Source organism: Streptococcus mitis, assembly GCF_003942775.1.
Taxonomy (GTDB): domain Bacteria; phylum Bacillota; class Bacilli; order Lactobacillales; family Streptococcaceae; genus Streptococcus; species Streptococcus mitis_CN.
On record NZ_RJNX01000006.1, the window covers coordinates 43,331 to 56,214 of the forward strand.

Annotated in this window: 16 protein-coding genes; 1 reads left to right on the plus strand and 15 read right to left on the minus strand. The window is 38.6% G+C overall.

What is annotated here, in order from left to right:
* Positions 1-5: 5 nt before the first annotated feature.
* The 10 genes from D8848_RS08370 to rgg form a co-directional block, all read right to left on the minus strand.
* Positions 6-704 carry an ABC transporter permease gene (locus D8848_RS08370; RefSeq protein ID WP_000488852.1) on the minus strand — a complete coding sequence of 233 codons (699 nt, stop codon included), beginning with the start codon at positions 702-704 and terminating at the stop codon, positions 6-8.
* A complete protein-coding gene (locus tag D8848_RS08375) occupies positions 697-1,521 on the minus strand; it encodes an ABC transporter ATP-binding protein (protein ID WP_102211534.1) in 825 nt (274 codons plus the stop codon). The genes D8848_RS08370 and D8848_RS08375 overlap by 8 nt, the downstream gene beginning before the upstream one ends.
* A gap of 10 nt (positions 1,522-1,531) precedes the next feature.
* Positions 1,532-2,275: a DUF3169 family protein gene (locus tag D8848_RS08380; protein WP_185756877.1), complete on the minus strand. Its 744-nt coding sequence runs from the start codon at positions 2,273-2,275 to the stop codon at positions 1,532-1,534.
* 2 nt (positions 2,276-2,277) lie between these two features.
* Positions 2,278-2,475 carry a hypothetical protein gene (locus D8848_RS08385; RefSeq protein WP_185756878.1) on the minus strand — a complete coding sequence of 66 codons (198 nt, stop codon included), beginning with the start codon at positions 2,473-2,475 and terminating at the stop codon, positions 2,278-2,280.
* On the minus strand, positions 2,462-2,650 hold the full coding sequence (locus tag D8848_RS08390) for a hypothetical protein (protein ID WP_125443461.1): 189 nt from the start codon (positions 2,648-2,650) through the stop codon (positions 2,462-2,464). Before D8848_RS08390 ends, D8848_RS08385 begins: the two co-directional genes overlap by 14 nt.
* Positions 2,650-2,856: a helix-turn-helix transcriptional regulator gene (locus D8848_RS08395; protein WP_001176227.1), complete on the minus strand. Its 207-nt coding sequence runs from the start codon at positions 2,854-2,856 to the stop codon at positions 2,650-2,652. The genes D8848_RS08390 and D8848_RS08395 overlap by 1 nt, the downstream gene beginning before the upstream one ends.
* A 9-nt stretch (positions 2,857-2,865) precedes the next feature.
* A complete protein-coding gene (locus D8848_RS08400) occupies positions 2,866-3,330 on the minus strand; it encodes a hypothetical protein (RefSeq protein ID WP_125443462.1) in 465 nt (154 codons plus the stop codon).
* Positions 3,330-4,610, minus strand: coding sequence for a histidine--tRNA ligase (hisS, locus tag D8848_RS08405; RefSeq protein ID WP_125443463.1), 1,281 nt, complete (start codon positions 4,608-4,610; stop codon positions 3,330-3,332). Before hisS ends, D8848_RS08400 begins: the two co-directional genes overlap by 1 nt.
* Before the next feature lie 77 nt (positions 4,611-4,687).
* Positions 4,688-5,935 (minus strand): MFS transporter, encoded by a 1,248-nt coding sequence (locus D8848_RS08410; RefSeq protein WP_125443464.1) that lies wholly within the window; start codon positions 5,933-5,935, stop codon positions 4,688-4,690.
* A 198-nt stretch (positions 5,936-6,133) separates the two neighbouring features.
* Positions 6,134-6,985: a quorum-sensing system transcriptional regulator Rgg gene (rgg, locus tag D8848_RS08415; RefSeq protein WP_125443465.1), complete on the minus strand. Its 852-nt coding sequence runs from the start codon at positions 6,983-6,985 to the stop codon at positions 6,134-6,136.
* A gap of 124 nt (positions 6,986-7,109) precedes the next feature.
* Between rgg and D8848_RS08425 the strand changes: the two genes are divergently transcribed.
* On the plus strand, positions 7,110-7,451 hold the full coding sequence (locus D8848_RS08425; protein ID WP_001206380.1) for a metal-sulfur cluster assembly factor: 342 nt from the start codon (positions 7,110-7,112) through the stop codon (positions 7,449-7,451).
* Between the two features lie 60 nt (positions 7,452-7,511).
* On the opposite strand, the gene ilvD is transcribed toward D8848_RS08425, so the two are convergent.
* The 5 genes from ilvD to D8848_RS08450 form a co-directional block, all read right to left on the minus strand.
* Positions 7,512-9,215: a dihydroxy-acid dehydratase gene (ilvD, locus tag D8848_RS08430; protein ID WP_000137346.1), complete on the minus strand. Its 1,704-nt coding sequence runs from the start codon at positions 9,213-9,215 to the stop codon at positions 7,512-7,514.
* Positions 9,216-9,447: 232 nt separating this feature from the next.
* Entirely contained in the window at positions 9,448-10,380 is a 933-nt protein-coding gene (locus D8848_RS08435; protein ID WP_125443466.1) for a transketolase family protein, read from the minus strand.
* On the minus strand, positions 10,377-11,234 hold the full coding sequence (locus D8848_RS08440; RefSeq protein WP_024056493.1) for a transketolase: 858 nt from the start codon (positions 11,232-11,234) through the stop codon (positions 10,377-10,379). Before D8848_RS08440 ends, D8848_RS08435 begins: the two co-directional genes overlap by 4 nt.
* 3 nt (positions 11,235-11,237) lie before the next feature.
* Complete coding sequence (locus D8848_RS08445) at positions 11,238-12,584, minus strand: PTS ascorbate transporter subunit IIC (RefSeq protein ID WP_000975289.1); 1,347 nt, start codon at positions 12,582-12,584, stop codon at positions 11,238-11,240.
* 12 nt (positions 12,585-12,596) lie between these two features.
* Complete coding sequence (locus D8848_RS08450) at positions 12,597-12,881, minus strand: PTS sugar transporter subunit IIB (protein ID WP_000912473.1); 285 nt, start codon at positions 12,879-12,881, stop codon at positions 12,597-12,599.
* Positions 12,882-12,884 lie beyond the last annotated feature (3 nt).

Consider the following 12,884-nt stretch of genomic DNA (forward strand, 5'->3'; position numbering starts at 1 on the left):
TTCTCCTATCTTGCTTTATAGCTGTTTTTCAATACAAAGAGGTTTGCTATTCCTAACACAAGTACCCAGGCAAGTAACATACCAATATTAGAAAAAGATATTTCCCCACCTTTTTTATTTAAAAGATTTACAATTGGACCAATAAAAGAGTAATCCAACACTTTCTGAACCGTATCATTTTGAAGAGCAATCATGGGTAAAAAAGAGACGATAAACACAGGAAAGATACTATAAACTTGCGCTTTAGACTGAGTATCTGACACTGCACCGATTAAAAGGTTGAGAAAAATAATACTAATAGTTGCTAGGATTAAATAGATAACATAGGCCAATAAGTAACTTGATAGATCTACTTTAAGATAGATGGGCAGTACAATCATAGCAAATAACATTATCAAAATAGGGAGAACAAGCATACTGAAAGTATATTCTGTTGCTGTCACACCACTTAGGATGAGTGATTTAAGATTGCGTTTTTCCTTATCTTCTGCCATCATAATCGATACCATATAACCACTTCCCATACTCAAGACCATCGTCAAACTCGAAGAGAGGAGAAACATACTCAATTCTCCATTCTTATTGAAGAATTCATTATATAGAACAGCTATTCCAAAAGGCATCAATAGAGTCGCCAACAAAGTTGAATTGCTGATAAGAACTTGTAATCTTAACCATAGTAGGGCATTTAATTTTCTAAACATCTAACTTTTCTCCTGTCAATCTGATAAAGATTTCTTCTAAAGTTGGCTCACAAGAGTGAACCACCATCAAATCTGTCGTATCTAAATGTGGTAATTCTTCAAAAGGAACTATCTGTTCTCGTCCATCATTATAAACCACACGTACTTTCTTATCCACATGGTACTTCTGGATGATATCTTGCGGACTTCCATACTCTATTAAGTTTCCCTTATTCAAAAGAGATAAGCGATCACAAAGCAGAGTTGCTTCATGCATATCATGCGTTGTCAGAAAGATAGTTGTCCCCGCCTGCTTTAATTCTTGTAGTAGGGTATGAATCATCTTAGATGTTGTAGGGTCTAAACCACTGGTTGGCTCATCTAGAAAGAGAATCTTAGGAGCATTCAGAAGGGCACGAGCCAAGAACATTCGTTGTTTCATTCCTGTAGATAGTTTTTCTGCGATAATATCTTTAGCATCTGCCAATCCAACCTGTTGAAGCACCTGAACTACTCTATCTGACTTGAGACCATATAACTTAGCATAGATGAGCAGATTTTTGTAAAGACTCATCTTTTCATAAAAACCACTGCCATCACTAACAATACCAATTTGTTCCAAATCATTTGAGGTTAAATCTTGAGAATTCTTGCCTAACAAAACTGTTTTACCTTGATCTGCAGCCAACTGACCTGTTAAGACATTGATCATGGTTGTTTTACCTGAGCCAGAAGGGCCAAGAAAACCAAAGATTTCTCCCTCCTTAATCTCAAAAGAAATCTGGTGAAGAGCTTTTTTGCTCCCAAAACTTTTGCTTACATTTTCAACACGAATCATAGAAACTCCTTTATTTGAAATAGCGTTTTACCATAGGTAACTGCATCACATTGATATAAATATGGATTACTCCTACAAGCAAGAAGGCTAGTAGCTGAATTTCTCCTGTCAAGAAAGAAACGATAAAAAGAAAAATATATAAGCCTGGTAAGACATACTGATTTAATTGGAATAAAATCCGAAAACTCTGTTCCAAATTAGCCTTGCGCTCCCCTTCATCGTAAGAATCGAAATGCTCTAAGATATCCTTTGGTGTAGAGAAAAATACCAAATCAAACTGACGAACAATCGCAATGGTCTTAAAAAGATATTTTTGAACACTGAAAATCAGCACTAATGCCAAAAAAGAAAGAGAGAAGGTTATATGGCTTCCATTTAGTACAACCCCTTCACTACCTGAGATGAAAAGAGCCAATAAAATCGCTACACTTGCAATATTAAAAGCAATGGTTCCAAACTCGAGATTCCGATACATTTGCACATAATAGGTTTCATTCAGATCATCATCCATTTCCTCTTGATACAAGGAATGAAATTTTCTGCTTTTCTTTAAGAAATTGAAAGTCAAAAGAATGCTAATGAAACCTAACAGTAAACAAATAGCTGATATCCATGGTATCAAGACTTTTACATCTAACATAATTCCGTGGGATTCAGCAAGTGCCTTAAACATCCCTACAAACATGCCTAAGAAACCTCCCAAGACAATAGACATTAAAAATAATAATAATCCACGTTTCTTTTTCTTTTTCATATTCATTCTCCTTTTTCACTTGCTAGATTTTTTGATTTCTTTTCAATCCATTCAACTACTGGGATGAGAGCAAAGTAGGCCCAAATAAATTGGTCACTTTGATAGGGACTAAACCAGCCTAAGTCTATCCCAATCAGTAGAAATACGCTGACTAATAGAGCTGCGACAACTACATAATAGATTACTTTATACTTGTTCATCATTTTTCTCCTTTTTCTTTAACCAATTGAAAATGGATAAGAGGATTAAATTAATCCAAAACAAATACTTACTTTCAACAAAATAGAACCAGCCCAGTAATGTTCCAACCATAGCGAAAGCATTCACAATAAGTGCAAGAACACTCATGTAATAAATCACTTTATACTTGTTCATCACTCGTCCTCCTCCAAGCGAAATACCGATTCGACTGTTTCGTTGAAAATTTGAGATATTTTCAGGGCAATGATAATGGATGGGGTGTACTCATCCCGTTCTAGTAGGCTAATGGTCTGTCTGGAAACCCCTGCCAGCTTGGCTAGGTCGGTTTGGTTGAGACCATCGCGAGCCCGAAGCTCTTTTAAACGATTTTTTAGTTGCATGTTACACACCTACTCTCCGTCAAATTCAACAGTTTGGATATCCTCAATACGTTGCAACTTGAATTTTTCTTTCCCCTTTTTATCAACACTACGTAGTTTGACCCATTCCTCATCAACATCCACAACTTCCCAGTTGTCTGGCCCAATATACACTCCCGTTATAATTGGTTTCTTTCCAATCATTTCTTGCAATAATCTCGACATTTCTGCGTTTCCTTTCTCTTTTCGCTCAAGCTTTTTGATTTTATTCTCTAGTTTCTTGATTTTATTAGAATTATTAGAATAAAAGAAAATCATAAATAGTATAAATACTACTACCCACATCATAGCTCCTTTCTCCTTTTCTCTTAACTTGCTTACATTGTAACACATCTTTTTCTTTTTGACAAGCATATTTGTCAAAAAGTTTATGATTTTTGTCATTTTGCAAAAGAAAAAGGTCAGGAGTAGGTTCCTGACCGGTTTATCTATCATTAAAATCCTAGTTTTTCAAAGATTTCTGAGAAGTTTTGGCTGATTGTCTCAAGTGACACTTGCACTTCTTCTCGGGTTTGGTTGTTCTTAACCGTCACTTGTCCACTTTCGACTTCGCTCTCTCCTAGGGTGATGAGGGTCCTAGCCGTAAAGACATCGGCTGACTTGAACTGAGCTTTGAGCTTACGGTTGAGGTAATCACGCTCTGCTTTGAATCCTTGTTGGCGAAGAGCCTGTACTAATTCCAAGGCCTTGACATTTGCTCCTTCGCCCAAGACTGCGATATAAACATCTAGGGCATTTTCAATAGGAAGGGACACACCTTGCTTCTCAAGAATGAGAAGCAGGCGCTCTACACCAAGTCCAAAACCAAATCCAGCAGTTTCAGGGCCACCAAAGTAAGCAACCAAACCATCGTAACGACCACCTGCACAGACTGTCAGGTCATTGCCCTCAATCTCAGTGATAAACTCGAAAATGGTGTGGTTGTAGTAGTCTAGACCACGCACCATATTGGTATCGATGATGTAGTCTACTCCAAGATTTTCCAACATCTGACGCACCGCATCAAAATGAGCTTGACTTTCTTCATCAAGGAAGTCCAAGATAGAAGGCGCATTCTCTACTGCTACCTTGTCTTCTTTTTCCTTAGAGTCCAAGACACGGAGAGGATTTTCCTCCAAACGACGTTGGCTATCCTTAGACAAGGTCTCCTTGAGCGGTGTCAAATAGTCAATTAAGGCTTGGCGGTAGGCCGCGCGGCTCTCAGGATTTCCAAGAGTGTTAAGATGTAATTTGACACCTTGGATACCGATTTCTTTCAAGAAATGGGCTGCCATAGCGATGGTTTCCACATCGGTAGCTGGATTGCTAGATCCAAAACACTCAACACCAATCTGGTGGAACTGGCGCAAACGTCCTGCCTGTGGACGCTCATAGCGGAACATAGGGCCCATGTAGTAGAATTTACTTGGCTTTTGCACTTCTGGAGCAAAAAGTTTATTTTCCACATAGGAACGGACAACAGGCGCAGTTCCTTCTGGACGGAGGGTAATATGACGGTCACCCTTGTCATAAAAATCGTACATTTCCTTGGTTACGATATCCGTTGTATCTCCGACAGAGCGACTGATAACCTCGTAATGCTCAAAAATAGGCGTGCGCACTTCTGCATAGTTGTAGCGCTTGAAAATCTCACGGGCAAAGCCCTCAACGTACTGCCATTTGGCAGATTCAGCAGGTAAAATATCCTGCGTTCCTTTTGGTTTTTGTAATTTCATAGGGAATCCTCTTTAAACTTAATAGTCTTATTTTACCATAAATAGAGGGATTAAAACAGTGAGAAAAAAATTAGGATTTAGATATCATTTTTGAGATTAATAACTGTCAAAAGAATAGCTATCAAGGAGAGACCAACAAATAGCATCCAAGTCAACTGTATATTCCACACAGCTATAAGTGAAAAACAGGCTGTTCCCACAGGTATGGATAAGGTAAACAATAAACCTAAAAAATTACTGGTACGAGCTAGAATCTCTGGAGCTAGATTTTTCATGAGCATGGCACTAATCTTTGGTTGAACTTTACCAGACATATACAGAGTTAAAAATAGAAATAGCAAACCAAGCACGACTTGATTGAATACATTAGCCAGACCAACTAGACTAAGTCCTACGGTCACCCACATCATCAATCTAGGCAAGGACTGCTTCCCAAAATAATCATTGCCCGTAAGGCTACTGATGATGACTGCTACTACAGCACCGACTTGACTGATAAATAACGCCTCTGTGTAAGAAAAATTCAAGAGAGAATGGCTCAAAAAGAAGATATTGTAGATGCCCCCTAAGGAACCACCCAAGGCATTGATAAGCAAGACAGCAAAGATCATGAATCCAAAGTTTTTCTGTCCACCTTTAAGAAAAACGAGACGTAAATTTCGATAAATCGTTAGGAACTGCTCTTTGATCGGAAGCTTCTCATTTTTTAGAATTTCACCATCAGCAGATGACATTGACAGTCTTAATTTGCTTTTTCCTAAAAAGAGAATAGAGGCTGATGCGAGGAAAAAACAGGCATTGATTCCCGCAACGAGAGAAAAATTGTTGACCGATAGACCTAAGAGCCAGACTCCAAAAGCTTGACCACCAATAGCTGAAATATAGGTGATGAACTGGGAAAAAGAGTAAGCTTCCATCAGATCATCTTCAGCTACTTTCTCCTTAATAAGAGGCATGCGCAAGCCACCTGCAAAATCACTAATCACATCACTAATGACGTTGATCAAACACAGGCTAGAAAAGGCAAATAAACTAGCTTGCTGAACAACTAGGGCTGCTAGAAAAAATAAAACCGCCTGAAACAAACCGCTATAGACCATCCATTTGACCTTGTCCCTCGTGTAATCTGCTCGAATCCCTACAAAAACTGTAAAGAGAGTAGGAAGAAGCATGACAATATTCGCCATAGCAACCGCAAAAGAGGCTTGTGGCAAGGTCGATGCATAAACGATAAAGACCAGATTGAAAATTGAAGCACCAAAAGCATTGAAGAAACGTGACAAAGTCAAGAGTCGATAAGCTTGGTTTCTAAACAATAGTTTCATAGATAATCTCCCTTCTTGTTCGAAGTTTTATGTGAAGTATGACTATAGTATAGCACTTAGAAATTCTAGAGGAAAAACTTTTGAATATATGCAACAAACAAAATGAGCAAAAAAACGATAGAACTTCTTTGATAACTTGTGAGAGCTCAACAATTCTATCGCTTCAAATTTTAAATAATTTTCTTAGTTTGCAGATATTCAACAATCGGTCGTATTTCTATAGTATTCGGCAGATTTATTACAGCCAAGCATCTCAAAAATACGGACAGCATCTTCCATCTTTTTCTGACCTTCCTTGACTCTGCCTTGCTTGCTATCAAGGAGACCTTCCGCCCACAAATAGACAATTCGGAAATAGGTTTCATTTTCATTGTAGAAATGCTCTTCGATAACACGTTTAAAATAAGAGGCATTGGTAAATTCTTCACACTCAATGCTGGCTAAAAAGCCATTCAATAGTATAGTGTGAAAAAGGTTTCGATTGCCAGACATTTCCATTAGGAAATCAGATTTACGTACCATCTCTCTAACATACCTAGTGAAAAGAGAAACAGATAGAAATGGTGAACTGACTGAAAATAAATTGAGTTCATAGATTCCCCAGATCTCGGTAGAAAACAAATAATCATGAAGGACTTTCCCCTCCTCTGCCGTTAACTCTACCGTATCATCCATGCTCTTCATATAAGACTTGATAAGAATGGCATTTAAAATATGTTTCTGTTTGTTTTGAGAATGGGCATGCTTTTGATACTCCCTGCGATACAAGTCCTCAAGCGGAGCTATATTCTTTGGATCCAAGACATCTATGATTTCTTTTCTCAACTCAGAATCTGTATCATACTGAAACCCTCTCGCCAGAAAGAGGATTTCCTCTACACTGGCAGATATATTTTCTAGGGCAAATAAAAACTTTTCCACCGAAAGCTCACTCTGGCCTGTTTCAAATCGGGACAACATAGACGGCGAAAATTGTCCCCCAGTTGCTTGTCTCAGCGAGATATTTCTTGACTCTCGTAATTGTCTAAAGACTTTTCCAATCTGCTCCATAGGCTTCCCCTTAATTCTGCATTTTCTTTATATTATCATATTTTTTCAGAAAATTCATCAAAAACTTGCCAAATTGTCAGAATTATGAGAAAATAGAGGATATTTATCACGTGGAGGGACTGTAATGAGAGAGGATATCAAAATCAATGACCGCGCTTTAGCCTTGCAAGACCAAATTATCGAAAAACTAGAGAAGGTTTTTGATACAGATGTGGAATTGGATGTGTACAATCTAGGGCTGATTTATGAAATCAATCTGGACGAAACGGGTCTCTGCAAGATTGTCATGACCTTCACTGACACCGCCTGCGATTGCGCCGAAAGCCTGCCTATCGAAATCGTGGCAGGTCTGAAACAAATCGAGGGTATCGAAGATGTCAAGGTTGAAGTTACCTGGTCGCCTGCCTGGAAGATCACACGAATCAGTCGCTACGGCCGTATTGCCCTTGGACTGCCACCTCGTTAAGCAGATCAATAACTTTTAAAGATAAAAAGAAGCAAGCCGAGATTGGCTTGCTTTTTAAGTTTATTTTTTACCTGACTTGTCCATATTCCAGAAGTCTGTCACGGCTCCGCGTGAAGCAGATGATACGATATGAGCATATTTACCGAGGACACCACGGCTGTAAAGTGGTGGCAAGGTTGTTTCTGCCTTACGTTTTTCAAGTTCTTCTTCGGATACGGCCATGGAAATTTCTTTGGTATCTTGGTCAACCGTAACGATATCGCCTGTACGAAGGTAGGCAATTGGTCCACCATCCTGAGCTTCAGGAGCGATATGTCCAACAACTAGACCATAAGTACCACCAGAGAAACGACCATCTGTCAAGAGGGCAACCTTGTCTCCCTGACCTTTACCAACAATCATTGATGAAAGTGACAGCATCTCAGGCATACCAGGGCCACCTTTAGGCCCAACGAAACGAACAACGACTACATCGCCATCAACGATTTCATCTGTCAGAACGGCCTGAATCGCATCTTCTTCTGAGTCAAAGACCTTAGCTGGTCCAACGTGACGACGCACTTTAACACCCGATACCTTGGCAACTGCACCATCAGGGGCAAGGTTCCCATTCAAGATAATCAATGGACCATCTGCACGTTTTGGATTTTCAAGTGGCATAATGACTTTTTGACCTGGTGTGAGGTCTGCAAAGTCAGCCAAGTTCTCAGCAACAGTCTTACCAGTACATGTAATGCGGTCTCCATGAAGGAATCCATTCGCCAAGAGATATCTCATAACCGCAGGCACACCACCGACTTCGTAGAGGTCTTGGAAAACATACTGACCAGATGGTTTCAAGTCGGCCAAGTGAGGCACACGCTCTTGGATCGTATTGAAGTCCTCAAGAGACAAGTCAACATTGGCAGCATGGGCAATGGCAAGCAAGTGAAGAGTGGCATTTGTAGAACCACCGAGAGCCATCGTTACAGTGATAGCATCTTCAAAGGCTTCACGAGTCAAGATATCTGATGGTTTGAGACCAAGCTCCAGCATCTTAACAACAGCACGTCCTGCTGCTTCGATGTCCTCTTTCTTATCAGCTGATTCAGCTGGGTGAGATGAAGAACCTGGCAAACTCATACCCAAAACTTCGATAGCAGTCGCCATGGTATTAGCAGTATACATACCACCACAGCCACCAGGGCCAGGGCAGGCATTACATTCGAGACGTTTCACATCCTCAGCTGTCATGTCACCGTGGTTCCATTTTCCGATACCCTCAAAAACAGAAACCAAGTCAATGTCTTTGCCATCAAGATTTCCCGGTGCAATGGTTCCACCATAGGCGAAAATAGCTGGGATATCCATATTAGCAATGGCAATCATAGAACCAGGCATGTTCTTATCACAGCCACCGATAGCGACGAAGGCATCGACGTTGTGACCACCCATAGCCGCCTCAATAGAGTCCGCAATGATATCACGAGATGTTAGAGAGAAACGCATACCAGGCGTTCCCATGGCAATCCCGTCCGCTACGGTGATAGTTCCAAACTGCACAGGCCAAGCACCTGCAGATTTGACACCCTCTTTAGCCAATTTCCCAAAATCATGCAAGTGAATGTTACATGGTGTATTTTCCGCCCAAGTCGAAATCACTCCCACAATCGGTGTTTCAAAGTCCTTATCTGTCATACCAGTCGCACGAAGCATGGCACGGTTTGGTGATTTCACCATACTGTCATAAATGCTGCTGCGGTGACGTTTATCTAATTCAGTCATTTGTTCCCTCCCATTTCAGTTTTTACTATTATAGCACATTTTAAAAGCAATGAACAGAAGAAAATTCTTGAATTTTCAGAAAATTCTATATACATATGAAATATTTAAAATTAAAAACAACAAAGCGGATTAGTGCACTTTCTGATGACCAGAATATGCTTTTTAATCCGCTTGCTTTAAATAACGTAATGTAATTTTTACAGAAATTCTTTCAGATAAGTGTATTTAACATCTATCTTGCATTATAAAACTCTAGAACTTTCTCTTTTATATTCGATTCACTCAAACCATACTCATTAAGAAGATAATCCATTTTCCCTACTTGACCGAATCTTTCTTGAACACCCATCCGATGAATTTTTGTTATTCCATCATCAGAGAATAATTCACATAAAGCACTGCCAATTCCACCTATCTGATTGTGGTTTTCTACAGTAAATATAGTTTTTCCACTTAACATTGTTTTTATTTGTTCTGGTATTGGTTTGATTCTAAATAAATCTATGACACCTACTGAATAACCTAATTTAGACAGTTCATCCGCAACTCGAATACTTGGAGCAACAATTATGCCAGAAGCAACTATTACAACATCTTCACCGTGTCTTAACTCAATATAGCCTTTAGAAAAATCTTCTCCACCTTGATATACAGCCTCTGGAGCTTTTCTAATTGTTCGAATATATTTTAGTCCTTTTAAGTCTAATGTCTGGTTCAAGATTTCACGAAATTGGATATCATCAGTTGCTTCGAAAATGATTGATTTAGGAATTAAACGTAACAATCCAATTTCTTCAAATGGCATATGTGTCCCACCATTCATTTCTGCAGTTACTCCTGCATCTGATCCAATCACAGTGGCATCCAATTGTGCGTATCCAAGAGAAATAAATAATTGATCAAATACTCTTCGTGAAGCAAAAGGGCCAAATGTATGAAGATAAGGTCTAAACCCCTGAATAGATAAACCTGCTGCAAGCCCGACCATTTCTGCTTCCATGATTCCAACATTCACATAACGGTCTCTAAAGTCCTTTTCAAGATTATTAGTAGCCATAGAACTTGACAAATCTGCTTCTAAAACTACTATATCAGAATAACTTTGGTTAGCCTCTAGAAGGAAATCTCTATACACATGTCGTAATTCTTTCGTACTTCTCATCATTCTGTTTCCTCCAATTCCTGACTTAATCTTTCTACAACTGAAGTTAACATTTGTCTCTCCTCTACAGTAGGGCGAAGATGATGATTGGATTTCATTTCTTCCAGCTCTCGAACTCCTTGACCTTTAATAGTGTCTAATACAATACACTTAGGGGATGAATTATTTGACTGTTTTAATTGGATAATCCCTTCATAAATTTCTCTAATATCTGAACCATTGACCCTAATGGATTCAAATCCAAATGCTGAGAATTTTTCTACAAAATCACCTGGATTACAAATATCCTTTGTAAAACCATCTAATTGTTTTTTGTTATCGTCAACAAATACAATTAAATTGGATAACTGTTGATGAGAAGCAAACTGTATAGCCTCCCAACATTGTCCCTCATTTAACTCACCATCTCCAACAATAGCATAAGTATAAAAGGGACTTTTTCTTATTCTCTGACCATATGCAAGTCCGGTTGCAACACTAATTCCCTGTCCTAAAGAGCCAGTTGTCATATCTATGCCCGGCGTTAGATTTCTATCAGGATGAGACGGTAATTTGGTTCCATTTGTATTTAAAGAATATAAGAATTCTTTGTCAAAGAAACCATTCAAATAGAGTGTGCTGTATAAAGCCGGTCCAGCATGTCCCTTGGATAAAACAAAATAATCTCTATCTCGTGATGCAAATATTTCTGGAGTCATCGGCATTATTTCACCATAAAGCACTGCTAAAACTTCTACTATAGACAGACTCCCTCCATAATGACCGAATCCAAGATGATTCAATGTTCTAAGAGTATTTAATCGGATTTTAGTCGCAAATTTTCTTAACTCATCTTCTCTATTTTCACTTAAAATCATCCCTTATTCCTCCTTTGCAGATGGCTTTTTAATAAAGGATACTCCAAACATAACTGCTAAAATAAGAACAAGACCAATAACAATACCTGCTTGTGAGCCAAATTGATTCAACATTCCTAAAATAATTCCTGATAGACCAAAATCTGCATCTGAGAAAGTTGACCCTTGGAAACCAAGTCCTCCCAAAACTGGCATTAAAAAGACTGGAAGAAAACTAATTAAAATACCTTGTAAAAATGCTCCAATAGTGGCTCCACGAACACCACCAGATGCATTCCCGATGACACCTGCAGTCGCTCCACAGAAGAAATGAGGCACAACGCCTGGTAAGATGACAACCGTTCCTGAAGCAATCATAATTGCCATACTTACTAAACCACCAACAAAACTAGAGATAAATCCAATTAGGACTGCATTAGGTGCATAAGTATAAACAATCGGACAATCCAAAGCAGGTTTTGAATTAGGTACGAGACGCTCTGAGATACCTTTAAAGGCTGGAACAATTTCACCCAAAATAAGGCGAACACCTGCTAAAATAACAAATACACCTGCTGCAAATTGACCTGCTAATTGTAAAGCATAAACTAGACCACTTGTACCATTACTGATTTCTTTTTCTATATATTCTGACCCTGCAAAGATAGCTACAATAATGTAAATAACTGCCATAGATAAAGTAATACTAACAGTACTATCACGTAAAAAAGCTAAACTCTTTGGGAATTTAATGTCCTCTGTTGATTTTGATTTGTCACCGATAAGGCTACCAGTGAAACCACTCAACCAATATCCCAAAGAACTGAAATGACCTAAAGCCACCTTGTCATTTCCAGTTAATTGAACCATATATTTTTGTACAAATGCTGGAGAAATACTCATAATAATACCGAGTGCTAATCCTCCTAGTAAGATAAGAGGCAAACTAGTAAAGCCAGCAACTGATAAAATGACCGCAATCATACACGCCATATATAGAGTGTGGTGCCCTGTTAAAAAGATATATTTAAATCGAGTAAAACGAGCGATTAAGATATTGAACACCATACCTGCAAACATAATCATTGCAGTAGCTGAGCCATATGTTGTTAAAGCTACAGCTACAATTGCTTCATTATTCGGTACAACTCCAGATAAATGAAAAGCATGTTCAAACATGGTACCAAATGGATTCAAAGAATTTTGCACAATTCCTGCACCACCAGATACAACTAAGAAACCAACAAAAGTCTTAATTCCACCTTTAATAATATCAGGTAATTTCTTCTTCTGAAGAACTAATCCTAAGATTGCAATTAAAGCTACTAAAATAGCTGGTGTACTAACAATATCCAATATGAACTTCATCATGACGCTAGCCTCCTATATAAGTTCTTTTTCTTCACAAATTTTAGTAATTAATTCTCGTAGCTCGTCCATATCAATAATACTATTTAAAATACGAACATCTCCAAGATGACTAGCTGAATCAGCTAAATCACGACCAACAATCCAAATATCGGCTGCATTTGGATCTGCTCCACCTAAATCATAATGTTCAACTTCTACATCTGAAACATTCAAATCACTCAATACAGATTCAATATTCATCTGTACCATAAAACTTGAACCTAATCCTGAACCACAAGCTGTACCAATTTTTAACATTAT

Bases quoted from the DNA above. Each gene is read 5' to 3' on its own strand.
- D8848_RS08370 (WP_000488852.1), bottom strand. From the start codon at position 704: ATGTTTAGAAAATTAAATGCCCTACTATGGTTAAGATTACAAGTTCTT.
- D8848_RS08375 (WP_102211534.1), bottom strand. From the start codon at position 1,521: ATGATTCGTGTTGAAAATGTAAGCAAAAGTTTTGGGAGCAAAAAAGCT.
- D8848_RS08380 (WP_185756877.1), bottom strand. From the start codon at position 2,275: ATGAAAAAGAAAAAGAAACGTGGATTATTATTATTTTTAATGTCTATT.
- D8848_RS08385 (WP_185756878.1), bottom strand. From the start codon at position 2,475: ATGAACAAGTATAAAGTAATCTATTATGTAGTTGTCGCAGCTCTATTA.
- D8848_RS08390 (WP_125443461.1), bottom strand. From the start codon at position 2,650: ATGAACAAGTATAAAGTGATTTATTACATGAGTGTTCTTGCACTTATT.
- D8848_RS08395 (WP_001176227.1), bottom strand. From the start codon at position 2,856: ATGCAACTAAAAAATCGTTTAAAAGAGCTTCGGGCTCGCGATGGTCTC.
- D8848_RS08400 (WP_125443462.1), bottom strand. From the start codon at position 3,330: ATGATAGATAAACCGGTCAGGAACCTACTCCTGACCTTTTTCTTTTGC.
- hisS (WP_125443463.1), bottom strand. From the start codon at position 4,610: ATGAAATTACAAAAACCAAAAGGAACGCAGGATATTTTACCTGCTGAA.
- D8848_RS08410 (WP_125443464.1), bottom strand. From the start codon at position 5,935: ATGAAACTATTGTTTAGAAACCAAGCTTATCGACTCTTGACTTTGTCA.
- rgg (WP_125443465.1), bottom strand. From the start codon at position 6,985: ATGGAGCAGATTGGAAAAGTCTTTAGACAATTACGAGAGTCAAGAAAT.
- D8848_RS08425 (WP_001206380.1), top strand. From the start codon at position 7,110: ATGAGAGAGGATATCAAAATCAATGACCGCGCTTTAGCCTTGCAAGAC.
- ilvD (WP_000137346.1), bottom strand. From the start codon at position 9,215: ATGACTGAATTAGATAAACGTCACCGCAGCAGCATTTATGACAGTATG.
- D8848_RS08435 (WP_125443466.1), bottom strand. From the start codon at position 10,380: ATGATGAGAAGTACGAAAGAATTACGACATGTGTATAGAGATTTCCTT.
- D8848_RS08440 (WP_024056493.1), bottom strand. From the start codon at position 11,234: ATGATTTTAAGTGAAAATAGAGAAGATGAGTTAAGAAAATTTGCGACT.
- D8848_RS08445 (WP_000975289.1), bottom strand. From the start codon at position 12,584: ATGATGAAGTTCATATTGGATATTGTTAGTACACCAGCTATTTTAGTA.
- D8848_RS08450 (WP_000912473.1), bottom strand. From the start codon at position 12,881: ATGTTAAAAATTGGTACAGCTTGTGGTTCAGGATTAGGTTCAAGTTTT.